The sequence below is a fragment of the Calothrix sp. FACHB-168 genome (assembly GCF_963889195.1).
Taxonomy (GTDB): Bacteria; Cyanobacteriota; Cyanobacteriia; order Cyanobacteriales; family Nostocaceae; genus Aulosira; species Aulosira anomala_A.
On the sequence record NZ_CAWPNJ010000085.1, the window covers coordinates 68,010 to 89,045 of the forward strand.

Annotated in this window: 14 protein-coding genes; 8 read left to right on the top strand and 6 right to left on the bottom strand. The window is 38.9% G+C overall.

What is annotated here, in order from left to right; all coding sequences use genetic code 11:
* Positions 1-8: 8 nt before the first annotated feature.
* From AACW45_RS35710 to AACW45_RS35730, 5 genes are all read right to left on the bottom strand, one after another.
* The gene (locus AACW45_RS35710) at positions 9-2,894 is read right to left on the bottom strand and encodes a CHAT domain-containing protein (RefSeq protein ID WP_190630448.1); all 2,886 of its coding nucleotides are present in this window, start codon (positions 2,892-2,894) and stop codon (positions 9-11) included.
* Positions 2,895-2,930: 36 nt separating this feature from the next.
* Positions 2,931-4,154 (bottom strand): DUF1822 family protein, encoded by a 1,224-nt coding sequence (locus AACW45_RS35715; protein ID WP_190630450.1) that lies wholly within the window; start codon positions 4,152-4,154, stop codon positions 2,931-2,933.
* A gap of 34 nt (positions 4,155-4,188) precedes the next feature.
* Positions 4,189-4,923, bottom strand: a complete 735-nt coding sequence (locus AACW45_RS35720; protein WP_190630452.1) for a hypothetical protein — start codon at positions 4,921-4,923, stop codon at positions 4,189-4,191.
* Positions 4,924-5,198: 275 nt separating this feature from the next.
* The gene (locus tag AACW45_RS35725) at positions 5,199-5,525 is read right to left on the bottom strand and encodes a hypothetical protein (RefSeq protein WP_190630711.1); all 327 of its coding nucleotides are present in this window, start codon (positions 5,523-5,525) and stop codon (positions 5,199-5,201) included.
* Positions 5,519-6,004, bottom strand: coding sequence for a molybdenum cofactor biosynthesis protein MoaE (locus tag AACW45_RS35730; RefSeq protein WP_190630454.1), 486 nt, complete (start codon positions 6,002-6,004; stop codon positions 5,519-5,521). The genes AACW45_RS35725 and AACW45_RS35730 overlap by 7 nt, the downstream gene beginning before the upstream one ends.
* Before the next feature lie 57 nt (positions 6,005-6,061).
* Here AACW45_RS35730 and AACW45_RS35735 point away from each other — a divergent pair, with 57 nt between their 5' ends.
* From AACW45_RS35735 to AACW45_RS35745, 3 genes are all read left to right on the top strand, one after another.
* On the top strand, positions 6,062-6,235 hold the full coding sequence (locus tag AACW45_RS35735) for a hypothetical protein (RefSeq protein WP_190630456.1): 174 nt from the start codon (positions 6,062-6,064) through the stop codon (positions 6,233-6,235).
* Between the two features lie 404 nt (positions 6,236-6,639).
* A complete protein-coding gene (locus tag AACW45_RS35740) occupies positions 6,640-9,459 on the top strand; it encodes a hybrid sensor histidine kinase/response regulator (protein ID WP_190630457.1) in 2,820 nt (939 codons plus the stop codon).
* A gap of 45 nt (positions 9,460-9,504) precedes the next feature.
* Positions 9,505-9,885, top strand: a complete 381-nt coding sequence (locus AACW45_RS35745) for a nuclear transport factor 2 family protein (RefSeq protein ID WP_190630460.1) — start codon at positions 9,505-9,507, stop codon at positions 9,883-9,885.
* A gap of 459 nt (positions 9,886-10,344) precedes the next feature.
* Here the strand turns inward: AACW45_RS35745 and AACW45_RS35750 are convergent, their stop codons facing one another.
* Complete coding sequence (locus tag AACW45_RS35750) at positions 10,345-11,256, bottom strand: fasciclin domain-containing protein (RefSeq protein WP_190630462.1); 912 nt, start codon at positions 11,254-11,256, stop codon at positions 10,345-10,347.
* 566 nt (positions 11,257-11,822) lie between these two features.
* On the opposite strand from AACW45_RS35750, the gene AACW45_RS35755 reads away from it, so the two are divergent.
* The 5 genes from AACW45_RS35755 (at position 11,823) to AACW45_RS35775 (ending at position 21,000) form a co-directional block, all read left to right on the top strand.
* Complete coding sequence (locus AACW45_RS35755; RefSeq protein ID WP_190630464.1) at positions 11,823-12,614, top strand: glutathione S-transferase; 792 nt, start codon at positions 11,823-11,825, stop codon at positions 12,612-12,614.
* Positions 12,615-12,811: 197 nt separating this feature from the next.
* A complete protein-coding gene (locus AACW45_RS35760; RefSeq protein ID WP_096642650.1) occupies positions 12,812-14,545 on the top strand; it encodes a helicase HerA domain-containing protein in 1,734 nt (577 codons plus the stop codon).
* A 555-nt stretch (positions 14,546-15,100) separates the two neighbouring features.
* Complete coding sequence (locus AACW45_RS35765; RefSeq protein ID WP_190630466.1) at positions 15,101-16,084, top strand: RNA polymerase sigma factor, RpoD/SigA family; 984 nt, start codon at positions 15,101-15,103, stop codon at positions 16,082-16,084.
* Between the two features lie 669 nt (positions 16,085-16,753).
* Complete coding sequence (locus tag AACW45_RS35770; RefSeq protein ID WP_190630678.1) at positions 16,754-18,091, top strand: AAA-like domain-containing protein; 1,338 nt, start codon at positions 16,754-16,756, stop codon at positions 18,089-18,091.
* A gap of 2 nt (positions 18,092-18,093) precedes the next feature.
* Positions 18,094-21,000: an ABC transporter substrate-binding protein gene (locus tag AACW45_RS35775; protein ID WP_190630468.1), complete on the top strand. Its 2,907-nt coding sequence runs from the start codon at positions 18,094-18,096 to the stop codon at positions 20,998-21,000.
* Positions 21,001-21,036 lie beyond the last annotated feature (36 nt).

Consider the following 21,036-nt stretch of genomic DNA (forward strand, 5'->3'; position numbering starts at 1 on the left):
TAAAAAAATTATTTTTTGAAATAATTATTAATGCGAGTTTCAATGTTTTGGATACGTGGGGTTAATTGTCGCCACTGATATTTTTCCCGACGAATTAGACGTTCTAGGTTACATCCTTGTTGCAGTAATTCTTTTGCGCGATAAAAGTTATTACTTCCTGATTCTAAATCTGCGAGTTCCACGTATGCGCCGAGATTTGGCTTTTGTTTGAGAGATTCTTCAAAACAGTTACGAGCTTGGGCGCTATTCTTAAAGATGTAACGATAAAAACAACCGAACTCATACCAAAAATACCCATTTTTCTCTCTATCTAATTCAATAGCTTTTTGATAGTATTCTCGCACTTTGGCAGCAAAATTTGCACCTTTAATTTGATAACACTGAGCTATATATAAGTGCGCCAAACCATGTTTAGGATTATCTGCAATTACATCTTTTAAATATTGCAATGCTTCATCAGGTTTTGGTGCAGGTTGGATAATTAACAGACGAGCGTAATTTAATTGTGTATAGCGGAGGATGCGTTTAATTTCTAGACTGACACCTGGTTTACTTGTTTGAGATTTTGCTGCATTTAAAACTTGTAAATATGTCTTTTGCGCTTGTTTAAAGTCATTATGAAAATCTCGCAGGATATTGGCGGCGTTAATAAATTGTACCCAATCAGTGATGGGAATATTTAAGGGGTGATGAACAATAAAGGTAGCTAATAAGTCACAATGCTTGTCATTTAAATAATCTCTAAACCAGCCAAAGGTTTTAAATAATATTTGGTAAATGTCGCGATTTTGGGGATAATTATCGAGGGCTAGATTAATGAATTTTTGTAATAAGGGAATTAATTCATCTCTGATGGTTTTATCTTGAGGTAGGGCATTCTGCAGACTAGAGTAATTATTGTGCAACCAAGTGGTAGTTTGCGCGATCGCTTGTTGTTGTTGTTGTTGACTTCCACTTTGAGCTACCAAGGCTAAGTATAGGCGATGAAGAACTCTCTCCTGTGGATGCTTCAAGAGCCAAGATTTAGTTTCTTCAATGACGCTACGTTTCTGTTCCTCTGTACCGTAGCGTGAAATTAACCCTAAATGCTTGCTGCGGATTTTGCTATCTTCTGGATGTTTTTGTCGCAATGCTGCATAGATTTTCATCCAAACTGGCCATTCTGGAGCGTCTTCCTGGGGCTGAAGTGCGGAGATTTTATCTGGATAATCTTGGAGAATTTTTAAAACTAAATTATCTTCACCATTAGTAGCTAAACCTCTCAAGCAATGGGAGATCCAGCGTTGATGAATTTCTTGAGTTGGTGCTAAAGCGGGAATTGCTGTGGTTAAATATTTTTCTCCTGATTTGGGGGGATAAATTGCAATAGCTTTTTGCAGCGTTACATTATCAATTACTTGTAATCTTTGAAATCTTCCTTGCACGCTAGCAAGCACGAGATTTTTTAATTCGTTATTAATACCTATATCAACTACTTTTTGAACTGCTGCTGAGGAATATTCCGGTAAACATAGGGGGAGAATTTCTGGAGGTGTGGCGATTTCATATTGATAAAAGCTGCAAATGACTCCAAAAACTTGATAAACTGGATATTCTTTAGTTTTGGGTAAATTTTTAATATAATCAGTTATATTTTTAGCATTTAATGGTTGTGATGCTGTGGTTTTGGGTGTAGCGGTATTTATTGGCGGTTGTACAGGAGACTTTTTATTAATGTTATCCTGCTGGTTGGTTGTCGCTGGTTTAGGAGATGGTTTTGCTGGGGGAGATTGGGTGGTTTCTGGATGTGGTGAATTGCTGATTTTGGGACATAAATCACCCCAAGTAGGAGGTAATTTATTTGGTAGTTGATAGATAACTGGTAACCAACTAGCATTAGGCGTGTCAGATTCTAAAGCAGTTAATCTTTCTCTAGCTTCTCTGACTGCTAAATATAGCGGTTTACTGCGAGAAAAATCTTGGAGAAAATACTTTAAAAATGCTTGTGCAACTTTATCGGGAACAGGTTCCCGCATGACGATAATTTGCGGAATATGCAGTTCGGCTAGTTCTTGCGCTAATCCTAAACCGTCGCAGGAGTTAAAAATTGCTAGTTGCAAACCTCTTTCTAAGGCTCTAACTAAGCCATATTTTAATTCACTAATTTGTAATTTTGTTGTTTTATTGAGATTGATATAACCTGTTTTTACTTCTTTATCGCTGGAACTATGTCCGGCAAAAAATAGAATATCCCAGCCTGTTTCATCCCGCAGATAATCATCTAATTGGGGACGTTGTGGTTCTGCTAAAAAGACTATTTCGGGATTGTCGGGTAAATTTCTCAATTCTTTGATATCGGCTTCTAAATCAATGCCGGTTCTATCTCCTAAAATTGCTAAAATTCTAATTCTGCTTCTTTTATTTGCTGATGAAATATTTGGTTTATAATACTCAGATGAGGATAGAGCAATTTCGGCTTGGCGATATAAATCGAGAAAACTATCAAAAAATAAATGCCAAGGTAATTGACGTAATTTACTATCTTCGGTTTGAATCAGCAGGCGAATTTCATCGCTGCGGTTGAGTTCTCTATATATTGTTTCGCGAACTCTGCTAAACTGCGGATGGTCAAACCATTGCTTCATGCTATTTTTTAACTCTGTAGCCGAGATGCTACATTGTTGGGGATCTTTGCTAGTTCTCCCAGCTTGGGGGGTACCAAATCGACGTTGTATATCTAAATCTCGGTAGGCATTTTGCCAGTTATCATGGTGGGTGTCAACTTCTAGGGATTTAGGCAAAGTACCCAAAACTTGAGCAAAGGGATACTCACCATTATTGGCTATTTCTAAGTTAACCGCAAAATCTTGTTGAGTTCCTTCGGTTCTAAGTTTGAGAACTACTACCTTTACCACTCTTTCTTTCCTACCAACTTTACTTTTTTACTTTAGTTAAACTCCAATATCTTTGATGATGCTGGTATCGCCTAATATAATTTGAGCGATGAAACTATCTCCAGGTTCACCATCGGGAATTATCACTTCTATTAGTTCTCGATTACTTCCAGCTTGGTCTTGGTAAATAATATCTCCTGATGGAGACAGTAAAATTAGCTGTAAAGTTTCTGGTAAATAATAATTATTATTATCTATTGGTTGTAACTGCAATCTGACACTAATTTTTGCGTCTGTTTCTAATCTGATGGCAATATTTAATTGGATTATTTGTTTATCTAAGGTAAATTGTTCGAGATAGCGTTCTTGCCAAATACCAGTGCTGGAACGAAAAGCTAATCTTGGTTCTGTTGTATTAGCTAATAAGTTATCAAAACTATCGCCGAGTGAGTTTAAAATTTGATGTAATCGCCGGAGATTGATCCGTTTTGTGGCTTCGCTATTGATTAATTCTAAATACTGTTCGCGGACATATTGATCTTGGGGATGCGATCGCAACCAAGTTGTGGTGTCACCTACAGCTTGCTGTTGTTGTTGTTGGGTTCCTACTGTAGCTACTAAATATAGGTATTGCTGGCGCACATATCTATCTTCTGTGTGAGTTTGTAACCAAGCAGAAGTTTGAGTTATGGCTGCTTGCTGCTGTTGAGTGGTTCCCGCAATTTCTACCAGTACTAAGTATTGTTCCCGTACATATATATCTTCAGGATGGGATGCTAACCACTGTAGGGTTTCTACGATTGCTGCTTGCTGTTGTTGAGTTGTCCCTACTCTACTGACTAAGATGAGGTATTTTTCCCAAACTGCTGGTGCGTCAACATGGGATTGTAGCCATGTGGCTGTTTGCTGAATTGCTGTTTGTTGCTGTTCTAAAGTACCTCGATCTGCTACTAGGGTGAGGTACTGTACGCGAATTCCGGCGCTGTCTGGCTGGGTTTGCAGTAAATTCGCGATTCTGGCGATCGCTGTTTGTTGCTGTTGTGGTGTGAGAATAATACCTTCGCTGGTTATGGGTGAGGATTGATTTTCTGATTCTTCTGGTACATCAGCTTCAGTCAGTCCATTTTCAAACCATTCATCATCTGCATTTTGAGAATCAAGATTGACATAATCTGCACCCAGAGATAATTTATTTCTCTGCAATCTCTGAGCCACTAGCAATGCATTCATTGCTTTGGCAACGATACTATTTTGATGTGAATTTTCTTCAACTGGACTCATATATAATTAATTATATCAAAATATTTATGCTTTTTTATTTAAGAAATACGTCTTTATAGTCTTTTGTGGCAATGTCATCAGCACCTGATACTATATGTTTTGTCAGCCAGGTTATATATTGTGGATTTTGCGGATTATAGCCAGCAAATAACCCTCGTTTTATTGCATAATAATTGTAAGTCTCTTTCCATTCTCTGATTTTATTATCTGTATGTTCCTTGGCGCTTTGGGTTAATTGTACACACAAGGGATTATCTTGGTTAGCAGTCGCAATTAAATCTGTATCTATGGCTTTATCGGCAATCAATTTACTAATAATTCTAGCAATTTGATAATCTTTATTTTGCCTTTGTTTACTTCTAATACTTCTACTAATTTCGTTAATTATCTTGGCATCATCAGGTGGTGGTTCATTCGTGATTAAACTTTCCTTCCACCTGGGAAAATCTTTATCGTGTTTGTTGAACCAAGTGGGGAATATCTCTAAATGCCAATATCTATGAATTTGTAAGATAGCATCTTTTATCTGCTGTTTTTCTTCTGGGTTAGCTAGACGATAACATAGCCAAAATTCTGCATCTGCAAGAATCTCTTTTAAGCCAAGTAGCAGATACTTGCGGCTCATCATTGTCCCACTTTGCATCTTTTCTAAAGGACTGGCAATAGCTTTTAATCTATCTGCTAGTTTGATTTCTACTTGAGAGGCTATGGCGATTAATTCCTGAAGTTTTTGTTTTAATTTATCAGCTTCTGAATGAGTTTGTGTCATAATTATCTATGATTATTGGCAAGGGCTATAATTTATAACTCCAACCTACTGAGTCACAGGAATTTAGCATACAAATGCATAGATAAAATTAATCTAGCGGTTAGGGTCTAATCGCTAATTACAGCCTAATTTGGCAGTAGATTTACTGATTTTTACTATTCTCTCATAAATGATTACGGATTTCTATATATACGAAAGGTTAAAATTTATTTACTGAATCTCAGGTATATTTATTTACAAGTATTCAGCGCTATTGCAAAATCACAGGCGCAGACTTAGAAGGCGATCGCAGTTTTGAGTTTTTCTGTTTCTGTTCTGGGGTAGTCAGTACGAGCAAATTTAAGTACCTCAAAACGACTTTGAAGTACCTCAAAACGACTTTGAAGTACCTCAAAACGATATTTAAGTACCTCAAAACGATATTTAAGTACCTCAACACGACTTTGAAGTACCTCAACACGACATTTAAGTACCTCAACACGACTTTGAAGTACCTCAACACGATATTTAAGTACCTCAACACGACATTTAAGTACCTCAACACGACTTTGAAGTACCTCAACACGATTTCTAGGTATCTGTTGCTTATACCAAATTAACAACTTTCTCCTGACTGTTCGCAAGCACCAATACTCACCCAACTACTAGAACCATCTTGCCAATGTTCTTTCTTCCAAATTGGGGCATTATGTTTTAAGGTATCAATAGCATAGCGACAAGCTTCAAAAGCTTCGCTACGATGGGGACAACCTACAGCAACTAACACGCTAATTTCCCCTACTTGTAAACGTCCAATGCGATGGTGGATGACTACTCGATTCACATCATTCCACAAAGAACGAATCTCAGCAGCGATTTGTGCAAATACCCGTAACGCCATCGGTTCATAGGCTTGATATTCTAAAGCAACTACAGGTTTACCATCAGTTTGATTGCGAACCATCCCACTCATCATTACTATCGCACCATTAGCTGGATCTTCGGCTTTAGTATAGATTTCTGCAATAGACAATGGTGCAAAAGTAATAGCAAAGCTATCTTCAGTTCTTTGGGGAATTCGCAAGTTTAGTGTATTTGTCATAAAAAAGTTCATATACATCTATATACTTTGTTCATCCTATCGCTTGAGCGATAACCAATGACTCATGACTTCTGCAAGTTAGCCATTCACGAGAAAATTTCACCATCAAACATGAAAATCTCTCTGAAGAGTCAACACTTCGACAAGCTCAGTGCGGCGCAGTCAACAGTCAACAGTCAACAGTCAACAGTCATTCCCTTGACATCGCCTGCTGGATGTTTTTGGCGCTAATCCATACTTTTGCCACCATTGTTTAAATTTGTCTTAATCTATGAGATTACTAATATAAAAGCAATAGGATGATTAAAGTAAATTTATGTCAAATTGACAGTTAACAGTCATCTTTCTCTAGATACATTACTATAATTAATGGTAATTATAGTTTGTGACAAAATTGATTAGACAATCTCAGATTCAACGGCTGTATTGCGAGTCAATGTCAGCTAGATTAATGTTTTGCACAAAAAATTTACTAATTAATCCTAAAAATTAACAAATGTATAGATTTTACTAACAAGCAGAATCCTAGTAAGCATTAGTCAAATACCGTCAAATTGACGTTTTCTCTGCTGGATGAATTGAGCAAATCGTGAATCGCACGAAGTTATGTAATTCAATAGTAGTAGGAAAGTTGAATGAACTTTGCATTGTGTAACCCTGAAAGACAAAGGCTTGAGGCTCTCCGTACATATCAAATTCTCGATACTGTCCCAGAAAAAGCATTTGACGATCTAGCATTTTTAGCAGCAGAGATTTGTCAGACACCCATCGCTTTAGTTAATCTGATTGATAGTCATCGACAGTGGTTTAAGGCGAAAGTAGGGTTAAATATCGAACAAATGCCCAGAGAATTAGGTTTTTGTCCTATATGTATCCAGCAATCCCAACCTCTGATTATTCCTGATACTTTAGCAGATGAACAGTATGCTAATTCTTTAGTGGTTATCGCTGAACCTAATGTGAGATTTTACGCTGGTGTACCTTTAATTGCACCGGGAGGAGAAGCAATTGGGACTATCTGTGTAGTCGATCGCGTACCCCGTCAAATTAGCGATCGCCAAATTGCATCATTACAAGCTTTAAGCAGTTTGGCAATTAGAGAACTAGAGATGCGTCGGAGCTTGTTGGAATTAGCCAGTATTAAAGCAGAATTTAAACAAGCACAGCAAGCACAATATCAAAGTGAAAGCACTCTGCGCAGTTTTTTTGATAGCGCGCCGATGATGATGGGAATTGTGGAATTGTTAGATAATGATATCCGCCATATTTCTGACAACCTAGCCGCAGCGAAATTTTTAGGACTCACCCCCAATGCTATGCAAAATCGCCGCGAGCGAGAAATGGGTGTACCAGATGAGCAGATAGTCAAGTGGCTGGATTATTATCAGCAAGCAGCAGTTAGTCAATCACCTGTGAAGTTTGAATATGCTGTAGATACTCCCCAAGGTAAAACATGGTTATCTGCAACAGTGAGCGCGATCGCTCAAAGTAACACCAAGCCGCTACAATTTGCCTATGTAATTGAAGATATCAGCAATCGCAAACAAGCCGAAGACGAATTACGCTGGACAGAAGCACTGTTACGTTCTATGACTAGTGTTTCCCCTTTAGCATTTTATGTGGTAAACAACCGCACCGATGATATCTTGTATTTTAACGATCGCTTTTGTGAAATTTGGGGTATTGAACATCTTCAATCGCCGATGGCAGAGCGAAAATTGAAGAATCAGGATATTATCCCCGATTGTCTGCAATTAATTCAAGATATTCCGGCTTTTGCTGCTTCCTGCACTCCCTTACAAAGCGAAGAATACCGTTGCGTTATCGAAGATGAGATTGCATTTAACGATGGACGGACAATTCGGCGGTTTTCTAGTCAAGTTCGCGATCGCCTAGATCAATATTTTGGGCGGTTATATATCTTTGAAGATATTACCACGCGCAAACAAGTAGAACAACAAATACGCGAACAAGCTGCATTGTTAGATATCTCTACAGATGCAATTGTGCTGCGAGATTTATCTAATAAAATTCTGCTGTGGAATAAAAGCGCCGAACAGCTTTATGAATGGACAGCAGCAGAAGCGATCGATAAAACTGCCCATGAAATTTTTAGCAATGAACCTTTAGCACAATATTTAGAAATTTGTCAGACTGTAATTCAACAAGGTTCTTGGGAAGGAGAATTAGAAAAAATTAGTAAATTCGGCAGAGAAATCATCGTTGCTAGTCGCTGGATGTTAGTCCGAGACGAGCATTTAGAACCTAAATCAATCTTGATTGTAGATACAGATATTACCAAAAAAAAACAACTAGAAAAGAAATTTTTACGTGCCCAAAGAATGGAAAGTATCGGCACTCTCGCCAGTGGAATCGCCCATGATTTAAATAATGTATTATCGCCAATATTAATGTCAGTACAACTGCTGAAAATGAAAGCCTCTGGACAGCAAATTGAGCAAATGTTATCGATAGTAGAAACCAACGTCAAACGAGGCGCAAATTTAGTTAAACAAGTCCTATCTTTTGTTCGGGGAATTGAAGGCGATCGCCGCGTACTGCAAATCAAGCAAATTATCGATGAACTGCAACAAATTATTCAAGAAACATTCCCCAAAACCATTAGCTTAACTACAGAATTAGCCGCAGATTTATTCCCAGTTTATGGTGATAGTACCCAATTACATCAAGTATTGATTAATTTATGTTTAAATGCCCGCGATGCCATGCCAGATGGCGGGACAATTACAATAGCCGCGAATAATATTTACATTGATGAAATCTATAGTCAGGTACATTTTGAAGCCCAAGTAGGTCATTACTTAGTTTTAACAATTACGGATACCGGATTTGGTATACCTAGCGAACTATTAGATAAAATCTTTGAACCATTTTTTACCACTAAAGAATTTGGTTACGGTACAGGATTAGGTTTATCTACAGCGATCGGTATTATTAAAGGACATGGTGGATTTATTAACGTATCCAGTTCACTAGGAAAAGGGACAACATTTAAAGTCTACTTACCTGCGGTAAATACAGTAGCAATTCCCATACCAGAAGATAGCGAAATGCCTAATGGTAATGGAGAATGGCTGTTAGTAGTGGATGATGAATCAGCAATTCGTGAAGTAACAAAAGCATCTTTAGAAAGCTATAATTACAAAATTATCTCTGCTAGCGATGGCATTGATGCGATCGCACTTTATGCCCGCAATCAAGATAAAATTAAAGTGGCAATTATCGATATGATGATGCCAAAAATGGATGGCGCAACCACCATTGCAACTTTGCATGGCATAAATCCAGAATTACCTATGATAGCTGTCAGTGGATTAGCAACAAGCGAACAAGTACCGATAGATAAAACACTCCAGCATACAGCATTTTTGTCTAAACCATATACAGTGCAGGAACTATTAAAAACTCTGCACCTACTGTTGACACAAAAATAATCAGGAAGTTCTGCAACAGCAGCTAACTAATCATTTACCCTCCCCATGACATCTGAAATTTTAGCCGTTAATACAGCATTTTACCGGGCTTTTGAAAAAAAAGACATTGAAGCCATGAGCGCAGTCTGGTCACAAGGAATTGGTAGTACTTGCGTTCATCCCGGACGCAGTATACTAAGAGGTTGGAAACAAGTTCGCATCTCTTGGGAACAGATATTTAGAAGTACTGCGTACATCGAAATTAACCTAGATATCATGGCTACAGAAGTAGCTGATAATATCGCTTATGTGGTGTTAGTAGAAAATATTCTGCACGTAGTGAATGGTAGAAGGTTAGAAGCGCAATCAATAGCAACAAATGTATTTCAACTGCTTGGGGGAAAATGGTATTTATTGCATCATCATGGTAGTCCGATTATGCGTTAACTATTGCGTTGAAAGTCATTTGTCATTTGTCATTTGTCATTTGTCTTACCAATTAAAAAAAGAATACGACAAATGGTAGGGGCATGGCAATGCCATGCCCTCTAGAATATATTGATGAAGGCAAACATTATTGAAATTGGTATCATTTGTCAAAAGACATATTTTATTGAATTTTGTAATATAAAATAAAAGGGAGCATCCCAATTTTGACGCAATACCCTAGAAGGGTATTGCTATACCAACAAAGCCTGCCTTTGCAGGCTATCAAACTTTTAGCCTGCGTTCGTCGAAGACGTTCCCGAAGGGTAGGCAGGCTTCGTATTTCTAGCCCCACCCTTATAGGGTGAGGGCGTTTTTGCACATTTGGGATGCTCCCAAATAAACCCCGTTCAATTTTAATTTGAACGGGGTTTAGTTAAACTAAATTGCTGACATTATAAATTTAATTCAGCTATGCAATTACAAATCAGGAGGTAAAATTACTTGATCGATCGCGTGAATAACGCCATTAGAACCAGTGATATCAGCCTCAGTAACTTTGGCATCATTTACAGTTACGCCAGCCTTAGGATCAACTTTAACGTTGATAGCACCACCTTCAATGCTTTTAACTTCACCAGATTTTAAATCAGTTGATAGAACCTTACCAGGTACTACATGGTAAGTTAATATCTTGACTAAAACTTCTTTATTTTCTGGCTTCAACAAATCTCTGACTGCATCTGGTGGCAATTTAGCAAACGCAGCATCAGTAGGTGCGAAAATTGTATAATTCTCTTTTCCAGCTAAAGTGTCTGTTAATCCAGCTGCTTGTAAGGCTTTAGTGAGAGTGGAAAAAGAAGCATTTGACTGTGCTAATGTTACCAAGTTCTTATCTTGGTTATTATTGCTGGAACCACTACCAGGTGTAGTTTGGTTAGGTGTAGGTGTTACAGGTGTTGCTGGTGTTACTGGTGTTACTGGTGTTGCTGGTGTTGCGGGTACTTCTGTTGCTGGTGTGCTTGGTTTAGGTTCAGGTGTGCTGTTTGAGGTAGGTGTAACTTCAGCACCCGCAGTGCGGCTACCACGGTTGTAAGGAGGCTCATTAAAAATACTAGGACGAGGATTGACACCTCTCTTGTTAGGTTTCTGTGCTACCAAATTTCTGTTTGAAGTCGCACCTTTTGCTGTATCCTCTGTAGACTGAACAGGGGTATAGTTAGCGTTAGCATCTATACGTTGAGTGCGGTTGTAGGGTGCTTCGCTAAAAATAGTAGGGTTAGGATTTGTTGCCTCTTCTGCTTGAGATGGTAAGTTAATTAAGAAGCTGCTTCCTGCAATTCCAACTATACCTGCCAGACTGGTCAGCAATTGGCTGTAATTTGCCTTCATAAATTTTTTTGTTTTAACTTTGCACAGGTTACATAAAGACTTATAACATTTTGCTATGCCAAAAATCTCACCTGAGAAGCAAGATGTTTTCACCAAAATCCTTGATAATTCTCGAAGATGATGCCGCTTAGGGATGATAGTTTTAGTCAAAAATTATGGTATCAACAATTGCAAGGTATGTTGAAAACTTCAGCAATATCTATATAAGTTAACTTAATTATTTAACTTTCTTAAAAATTATTAGCAAGCGCTTAAGTAATTATTTATACTTTTGCTTGCGTGTATTTGAAGTCAGAAAAATGCAAATTATCAGTGCAAATTCAGCCTGAAGATGTTAGGTTAAGTTATGTATAACTCCCAAAATAATTTAATTATTTGATCGTTGCATCCACAGGCAAATCATTTTCTGATATGCTAGCTCATTTACCAAAAAAGCGTAAATTTGAACGCTCTCAGATACTAAGTTAGCTCGCCATCACGCCATTAATTGAATTAGGAAAACGATAACTGAAACTGAAGTTACAATTAGTAACATTGCTCAATTAACTAGTTATAGGGTCAGCAAAATGTTGGAATTATACCAATGGGAACTTTCGCAATATTCAGAAAAAGTGCGGTTAATTTTAGATTATAAGGGGCTAAATTACCGCAAAATAGAGGTGACACCGGGAATTGGCCAGGTAGAATTATTTCGCCTGACTGGTCAAAGACAAGTACCAGTGTTGAAAGATGGTGGTAGATATATTGTTGATTCTACAGAAATAGCTAAGTATTTAGACTTAGAATATCCCGATCGCCCATTGATACCGGCAGATCCAAAAAAAAGAGGTGCATGTTTATTAATAGAAGAATGGGCGGATGAGTCAATCGGGATTAAAGGACGTAAAGCACTATTTGCAGCGATTAGTCAAGACCAAAATTTTCGCAAGTCCTTATTACCCACCTCCACACCAGATATCCTCAAAACTTTAATTGAAGGTGTACCCCGCGATTTCTTAACAGTGTTGGGTGTGGGTGTAGGTTATAGTCCAGATGTGATCAAATCTGCGATCGCAGATTTAAAGCAAGATTTAGAAGCACTCACCCTACTATTAGCTGATAGTCCCTATTTATTAGGAGATGAACCGAGTTTAGCTGATTTAGCAGTGGCTGGTTTATCGATTATCTTAAAATTTCCCGAAGGCCCTTATTTAGATTTACCCGCCAGCTTACAAGGTAAAGGCGTCCCTGGATTAGCAGATAATCCCGATTATGCCCCATTCTTTGAATGGCGCGATCGCATTTATAGCCAATTCCGTAAACCCTTAATCGGGACTTCACCATCAGCAAGCAGACCAACTTCGATTCAAATTGATTAATTAGTCAATGGTCAATAGTCAATGGTCAATAGTCAATGGTCAACAGTCAATAGTCAACAGATAATTGACTCTGGACTATTGACTCTGGACTTTGGACTATTGACCCTTGCCATTTTATGCTAAAATTTCGTCGCAAGCTTGAACTCTACAACTAAAATGCAGCATAAGTTCAGCCCAATATTGATATATCTAATCAAATGAATTCTGGACAACCTTTAGGTTCAGTTACCCAAGGCTCTCTCACTGGAGGGTTAGAAGTTAGATTACACCCGGATATTTCTGTGGAAGATATGCGGGTGGGGAAATTTTTAGTTGTGCAAGGGATGCGATCGCGCTTTTTCTGTATGCTAACAGATGTGGCGCTGGGAACTGCAAATGCACGCATCATTGCCGATCCACCCCATTGGGAAGATACTTTTTTACGGGAAGTTTTAGCAGGTAGCGGTACTTACGGGACAATTAATCTCGCGCCGATGTTAATGTTTACCCCTGAAGAAGTAGCAGAATCTTTTTCTCCCACTAATGGTAAATCTGCTAATCCCTTTGCATCCTCGATGACTGGTTTGGCTTCATTTCAGCCACAAACCAGCACTTCAATGGAATTACTGCCAGTCAAAACTATCCCCAGTCACTTTAGCCAAGTTTACGAAGCCAGCGAGGAAGATTTTCGCCGCGTTTTTGGTTGGGAAGATGATACCCAGAGGAAAAATTTCTCCATCGGGAAACCTCTGGATATGGATGTACCTGTATGTATCGATTTGGATCGATTTGTTGAAAGAAGTAACGGAGTTTTTGGCAAATCGGGTACTGGTAAATCCTTCCTGACGCGCTTAGTTTTAGCCGGGATTGTCCGGAAAAACGCGGCGGTAAATTTAATATTTGATATGCATTCGGAGTATGGTTGGCAAGCTGTCTGTGAAGGTAAGCAATATAGTACAGTTAAAGGATTAAAACAGTTATTTCCCGGTAAAGTAGAAGTTTATACCCTAGATCCAGAATCCACCAAGCGCCGGGGTGTCAGGGATGCGCAAGAACTGTATCTCAGTTACGAGCAAATAGAAGTTGAAGATGTAAAATTATGTTCTCGTGATTTGGGACTGTCGGATGCAGCTTTAGATAATGCCAATATTCTCTATGCAGAGTATGGCAAAGCTTGGATTCTTCAGTTGTTGAACATGACAAATGAAGAAATTAAGCTGTTTTGTGAAGAAAAGCGGGGACACCAAGGCTCAATTATGTCCTTGCAGCGCAAACTTCTGCGCTTAGATAATTTAAAGTATATGCGTGCTGCTTGCCCGCAAAATTATATTAATCAAATTTTGCGATCGCTCGAAGCAGGTAAGCATGTAGTTGTGGAATTTGGCTCCCAGTCGGATATGCTCTCATATATGCTGGTGACAAACATGATCACCAGACGTATTCACGGCCATTATGTCAACAAAGCCGAACGTTTCTTGCACAGTGGCAATGTAAGCGATCGCCCGACCCAACTTGTGATTACCATTGAAGAAGCCCACCGCTTCCTCGATCCTGCGATCGTTCAAAGTACAATCTTTGGGACAATCGCTAGAGAGATGCGGAAATATTTCGTAACACTTCTAGTAGTTGATCAACGCCCGTCAGGGATAGATAATGAAGTTATGTCCCAAATTGGGACTCGTATCACTGCTTTGCTCAATGATGAAAAAGACATTGACGCAATTTTTACGGGAGTCTCCGGTGCTGGTAGTTTGCGATCGGTATTAGCCAAATTAGATTCTAAGCAACAAGCATTGATTTTGGGTCACGCCGTCCCCATGCCAGTAGTAGTCCGTACCCGTCCCTATGATGCAACATTTTATGCAGAAATTGGCGATCCAGCTTGGGAAGAAAAACCAGACGCAGAATTATTCGCGGCGGCTGAACTAGCCAAAGCCGATTTGGGGTTTTAGTCAATAGAGACGCGATGAATCGCGTCTGTACAATTGTCCCCCTTGTCCCCCTTGTCTCCCTTGTCCCCCTTCCCTAGCCCCTGTCGTAACTCCCACAAACAATCAGTTCGGTTATCTCCCCCCTCCTCGGCAACAGAAGCGGAGGTTTTCGCGTCACTATAGATAATAGTTAGCACTCTAAAGGAAGTTGATTTTTTTTGCCAAACAAACCACTTTATCCTATAATTGAAAGATTTATCTGGCCTACTTTACTATCTAAAATATTTGTCGTATACTAATAAAAGTAGAACTCATACTGACTTCATATTTTTCCAGTTACCGCCAGTGACTGATAGCAAGAAGAATTCTTGACAACCAGCCAGTGTATTTCTAAGAGATTAAAAAATTTACTCAGGGTAGGGGAACCTATCTAGAGGAAGCACCGTCGTTTCAACGAATGTATAAATTGATTGTTAACGATCGCTGCCTACCTTCCGTGATAGATGTAGTATCTTGCCAAATCTGACTTAATTATTAAAGATTCATTGTGTTTACGGAGTAGAGGACAACGCACCAATGCCTACTGTTAACACCCAAACCGAAAACCTCAACACCAAATTCACGGCTGATATGGTGCGAACCTATCTGCGAGAAATTGGTCGTGTGCCGCTTTTAACCCGTGAGCAAGAGATTGTTTTCGGGAAGCAGGTGCAACAAATGATGACGCTAGTGGACGCTAAAGAGGCTTTGGCGAAGGAGTTGCACCACGAACCGAGTTTATCTGAATGGGCGGATCGCGTTCGCTTATCGGAAACCGAGGTGAAACAGACTGTAGCTCAAGGTAAGCGGGCGAAGCAAAAGATGATTGAAGCGAACCTGCGTTTAGTAGTCGCTATTGCGAAAAAATATCAAAAGCGCAATATGGAGTTTCTGGATTTAATCCAAGAAGGAACTCTCGGCTTAGAGCGGGGTGTAGAAAAATTTGACCCAATGAGGGGATATAAGTTTTCTACCTATGCTTACTGGTGGATTCGCCAAGCAATTACCAGAGCGATCGCGCAACAAGGACGGACAATCCGCTTACCGATCCATATTACCGAGAAGCTGAACAAAATCAAAAAAGTACAAAGGGAACTAGCGCAAAAATTAGGGCGATCGCCAAATCCGGCAGAAATCGCTCAAGAACTAGAACTAGAACCCATGCAAATTCGCGAGTACTTAAACATGGCTCGTCAGCCAGTATCTTTGGATGTGCGCGTCGGTGACAACCAAGATACCGAGCTGCAAGAAATGCTAGAAGATGACGGCCCTTCTCCAGAGTATTACACCACTCAGGAATTCTTGCGCCAAGACTTGAACACTCTGTTGGCGGAACTTACACCCCAACAAAGAGAAGTTCTAGCGCTGCGCTTTGGATTGGAAGATGGTAACGAAATGTCTTTGGCGAAAGTAGGTGAAAGATTAAATCTCAGCCGCGAACGAGTTCGCCAGTTAGAGCATCAAGCATTAGCTCATCTACGTCGTCGTCGAGCCAATGTTAAAGAGTATGTTGCCAGCTAGCAGTCAACAGCTTTTAAATAACAGAACAATTAGCCTCCTGATTTCAGGGGGCAATTTTTTTATTAGTTAGTTGTCATTTGTCATTTGTCGTGTCTGTATCCCCTCATCTTTCTTCGCTGTTGGGGTGATTGCAAATATGCGATCGCATCTTGGGAAAGATGAAATCATGGGAGATTGTTTATTGTCGGTATTGAATTTAACACCACCGAACTAAAGCCTAAATCTTGTTAATTTCATCATCCTATATTCTTTGGGCAAAAATTTTTACTTTGACTTGGCAGCAATGCGATCGCCCAAGCTTTAACCTTGATCTCATTAAGTGCGCCCAGCAAAGCCGTGATCATACTTAATTTTATTTTTAGTTATTATGAAGAATCAAAATTCAATAATTTGAGCTACAGTGTATATACTTAAGATAATTAGCAAAAAATAGGTTTTAATTCTCGCTAAATTATGATTATCCTCAGAAAGTAGTGTATTCATGTTAAGCAGTAGCTTTTTTAGCAATTAGGTAAGTACTAGATTGATCAAAGAGCAATCGGCGCGAAATACAAAAGTCCACTTGCTCAACGACCCGCAATCGATAAACAAATATTAAGAACGCCTGACACTTCTGTGTGAAAGATACTCAAACATTAACAAAACCGCTACAAGCTTATGATAGTCCCAATGCCAAACAATCCCTTCACTGTTGGTCAGCCAGTTTCACCAGAAAAATTCGTTGGGCGAACAACTGAAATTTCAGCTGCACTCGATCAAATCTATAACCACGGTAGCTTGGCGATTTGGGGTGGGCCAGGAATGGGGAAATCTTCCTTCCTAGAAAAACTGGCTGCACCTCAATACTGGGAAGAATTTCCAGGACAATCTTCCAAAGCTGTTATAGTTCTTTTGAGTTGCCAGACTATTCAGCCTTTTAATGCGCTTAACTTCTGGCGAGAAGTCTTAACCATACTCAAAGATGAGTTGCACAATGAACCTAATTTACAGGCTGATATTGAGAAATTATTGGCAGCAGGACAAACAACTAAAGATAGTTTACGTCAGGTATTACAAAAGCTAGGTCAGCAAAAAAAATTTTTGGTGCTGCTATTAGATGACTATGACGCTGCACTCTACCCAAATGAGCAATATACCGAAGCTGATATGGAAACTTTCTTGAGTGAGTGTCGCAGTTTAGCTTATCACGCTCGAGAAAGAAAGCATCTGGCGATAATTGTTACCTCACTCAAGCGTCTCAACGAAATTGGGCCTAAGCTCAATCCCAACGCTTCCCCGTGGTACAACCATTATCTGTTCCAATCGCTCAAGCCCTTTACTAACCATGATTTTGACCAATTACTACAACACGCAAACTTATCAATAGAGCCGCAATTAAAGGAAGCAATTAGAGAAATTACTGGTGGACATCCAACTCTTTTACAAATAGCCTGTTCTCTTCTCTACAGAGAGGTAAAAAAGGGAGAGGGAACAATACTAGATGTAACAGCATTTGCCCAAAACTTTGAAAGCGATACCAAACAGATTTTTCAAAATATTTGGGACAGGTGTTCGGAAGTAGAGCAGACTTTGTTGATGCTAATGGCTTTATCTGGGTTAAAAGGTCGTCTGCATAAAAAGATTAAATTTGACATGAGTGACATTGACCTCATCTTTACTCAAAAGGTGCGAGAGTTAACCAACTTAGAAGAACAAGGTGTAATTACCCGCACAAAAAATACTAATGGGCAAGCAGAAATCAGAGAATACTCGTTCACATCATCAATTATGGAGCGGTGGGTAATTCAGGAGATTTGGAATACTAATGAAACTGCACTGCAACAACGAAAAAAAGTGTTTCTCAATCTGATGAGTCATCAGCAACTAGAGAAATTTACCACAGATAGTCAATGGTTATGGCAGCATAAAGATGAGATACCCACTATCCTTGAATGGTTTGGTAAAATCTCAGCCGCTTTACCAAAAGGAGCCATAAAAGGCTTGATTAACTGGAATCTAGGAGCATAGTCATGGCTAATGCCGGAGAGTGGAAAAATAATCCCTATATTATAGGTAATGCCATAGATGAAGAGGAGAAATTTTTTGGCAGGAGAAGTCTGTTTGACATTATTGAAGATAACCTAAACCAAGATGTAAAAATTATCGTTTTACACGGTCAAAGACGTATAGGCAAGTCATCTGTACTCCGACTAATGCATAAATTTTTGCGTGCAAATGACTGGCGATTTGTGATATGCGATCTTCAGGACAAAAGTACAAAAACCTTGGGTACAATTCTCAACAGCCTTGCCAAAGAAATTATCGAACACCTGGAACTTAATGACCTACGTGAGCCGAATATTGAGAAGTTAGATAAAGATCCAACAATCTTCGGCAGACGTTTTTTACCACGGGTTTATCGAAGATTAGAAAATAAAAAACTGGTTTTGTTACTAGATGAGTTTGATGTTGTTATTGAGCAAGCAAATTCAGATCGGGAGCGTTTACCACTTTTAAACGAGCTTCTCAAGAAACAAGAAAGATTATTTATTATTCCAGTAGTGGGACGACATCCATCTACTTTACAGCAATTAAAGAGCTTGTTTAAGAATGCGCCTTATCAAAAAATTGGGTTGCTGGATAATGATAGTGCTAGAAGGCTAATTACCAAACCAGCTATAGGTTCACTAGAGTACGAAGAAGATGCGATTGACAGAATTATTAGCTTAAGCGCAGGACATCCTTATTTTATCCAAGTTATTTGTTTTACTATTTTTACACAAGCAAAGAATAAAAATAATCGGAAAATTACTAGTCAAGATGTAGAGGAGATCATAGATGAAGCAATTGACAAGGCAGAAGCAGGATTGGCATGGTTTTGGCAGGGTCTACCAATGGTAGAGCAAGTAGTTTTCTTATCTGTAGCGGAGTCTAAGGAAATAGCCAAGAAACATCAAAAAACGCTGCCGGATAAGCCATTAGAATTGTTAAGACATTATGGTATATCTCAAACAGATGAAATAGATCAAGCAGTCGAGCAGCTATTTGAAAAAGGTTTATTAGATGAGACAAAAAGACAAGTAAAAATAGAATTTGTTCGCCTTTGGTTATTGAAAAAACACACATTAAATGAAGAATCTGATAACATAAAAAAACTGCAAATTAATTCTAAATTCACACAAGCAAGCAACCTGGATCAACAAGGCTCTCAAGACGAAGCAGTCAAACTTTATGGGCAGATTCTGGAATTAGATTCTAATCACGTCAGCACTCTATTAGCTTTGACTGATATATATTTGAATAGGGAAAATTTAGATAAAGCAGTAGAATTTGCCAAACGAGCCTATAACGTTGATCCAACCAGCAGTCAAGAAAAGTTATTGGATGCTCTAGAAAGATACGGGGATAGATTAAAGCAGCAAAGAAAATTCGAGAAAGCAAAGCAACAATATCAAAAAATTTTAGAAATAAAACCAGATCAAATATTAATAAGGGGGAAACTGCAATCATTGGAAGATGAAATAGCAAGTACATCTTCTCTTCTAGCGGAAAGCAGGAAAAAAATAGCTTTAGCAGGAGCAGGAGTAAGTTTTCTCTTTCTTTGTGTTATTTTTGGCTCTTGTTATAAGTCGTCAATTGATAATATTCCTAAAATCCCTACTCAAACACCTACTGCAATTCCTCCAAATTCTCCAGACATTAAAAATTATATAAGTCGTGGTGAACGTGCTTTATTTTTTAGCGATCGCAACAACGCTCGTGATGAGGGTATTAAAGCATTTAACGCACGCAATTACTCCAAAGCTGCCGAATGGTTTAAAATCGCTGTGACAGAAAATCGCAACGATCCAGAAGTCCTGATTTACTATAACAATGCTCTAGCCCGTCAACAAGGTTACCCCAACACCTTAGCAGCAGTTGTGCCAGTAGAGAATGCAAAAGACAAAGCTCAAGAAATATTGCGAGGTGTGGCACAAGCACAAAATGAGTTCAATGCTAATGGTGGATTAAATGGTCGATTACTGGAAATTGTCATTGCCAATGATGCTAACGGTAAAATGTCGGAACAAGTGGCTAGTTCCCTAGCTCAAGACTCTTCCATATTAGGAGTGATTGGACATTATACGAGTGACTCTACTGAGAAGGCACTACCTATATATCAAAAACCTAACCCAGCCTTACCCGTAATCTCTCCTACCAGCTCGAGTACAAAATTGAAGTCCGATGTTTTTTTTAGGGCTACTGCTTCTGACAGAGAAGTTGGAAAACAACTAGCTGAATATGCCTGGAACAATGGCTTAAAAAAAGTTGTAATTTTCTGGAATCCTAACAGCATCTTTAGCCTTAGTCTCAAAGAGCAATTTATCACAAATTTTGAACAACTAGGGGGTATAATAGTTGGTAATCCTATTGATTTGGCGGCTGGCAGCCTGGATGCAGAAAAAGAAGTTAGAGACAGTATATCTCAACAGGCACAGGCAGCCGTATTAATTCCAGACTCAAATCATGTTGCTGTGGCAGAACAAATTGTTAGAGCCAATGCTAATTTAAAACCTAGCCCCCAAAGGTTAAAGTTGTTAAGTTCAGATGTTCTATATGTTGATAAATTTAGTAAGGTAACCGCTTTTGAGGGCTTGATTTTAAGTGTACCTTGGTTTAGGGAGGCACCACAATCAAAAAGATTTGCACAAGCAGGAAAACGACAATGGGGAGGAGATATTAGCAGTAACACCGCAGCTAGCTATGATGTAACTCAAGCTTTTATTAAAGCTTTATCCACAAATCCCTCACGCTCCACAATTCTGCAAAAACTCCCGCAGGTAAATCTTTCATCTGGTGAAACCTCCGGTGATAAACTTGAATTTCAAGACCATGAGCGCCAGAGTCAACCCATCCTTATTCAAGTTCAACAAGGTCAATTTAAGTTTTTAAAATGACACTTATTTCAGTATAAAGCAACTACTAGCTTAGTA

What these genes read in the sequence shown, in the direction of transcription:
- AACW45_RS35715 (WP_190630450.1), bottom strand. Translation starts at nt 4,154, where the DNA reads ATGAGTCCAGTTGAAGAAAATTCACATCAAAATAGTATCGTTGCCAAA.
- AACW45_RS35720 (WP_190630452.1), bottom strand. Translation starts at nt 4,923, where the DNA reads ATGACACAAACTCATTCAGAAGCTGATAAATTAAAACAAAAACTTCAG.
- AACW45_RS35730 (WP_190630454.1), bottom strand. Translation starts at nt 6,004, where the DNA reads ATGACAAATACACTAAACTTGCGAATTCCCCAAAGAACTGAAGATAGC.
- AACW45_RS35735 (WP_190630456.1), top strand. Translation starts at nt 6,062, where the DNA reads ATGACTCATGACTTCTGCAAGTTAGCCATTCACGAGAAAATTTCACCA.
- AACW45_RS35740 (WP_190630457.1), top strand. Translation starts at nt 6,640, where the DNA reads ATGAACTTTGCATTGTGTAACCCTGAAAGACAAAGGCTTGAGGCTCTC.
- AACW45_RS35745 (WP_190630460.1), top strand. Translation starts at nt 9,505, where the DNA reads ATGACATCTGAAATTTTAGCCGTTAATACAGCATTTTACCGGGCTTTT.
- AACW45_RS35750 (WP_190630462.1), bottom strand. Translation starts at nt 11,256, where the DNA reads ATGAAGGCAAATTACAGCCAATTGCTGACCAGTCTGGCAGGTATAGTT.
- AACW45_RS35755 (WP_190630464.1), top strand. Translation starts at nt 11,823, where the DNA reads ATGTTGGAATTATACCAATGGGAACTTTCGCAATATTCAGAAAAAGTG.
- AACW45_RS35760 (WP_096642650.1), top strand. Translation starts at nt 12,812, where the DNA reads ATGAATTCTGGACAACCTTTAGGTTCAGTTACCCAAGGCTCTCTCACT.
- AACW45_RS35765 (WP_190630466.1), top strand. Translation starts at nt 15,101, where the DNA reads ATGCCTACTGTTAACACCCAAACCGAAAACCTCAACACCAAATTCACG.
- AACW45_RS35770 (WP_190630678.1), top strand. Translation starts at nt 16,754, where the DNA reads ATGCCAAACAATCCCTTCACTGTTGGTCAGCCAGTTTCACCAGAAAAA.
- AACW45_RS35775 (WP_190630468.1), top strand. Translation starts at nt 18,094, where the DNA reads ATGGCTAATGCCGGAGAGTGGAAAAATAATCCCTATATTATAGGTAAT.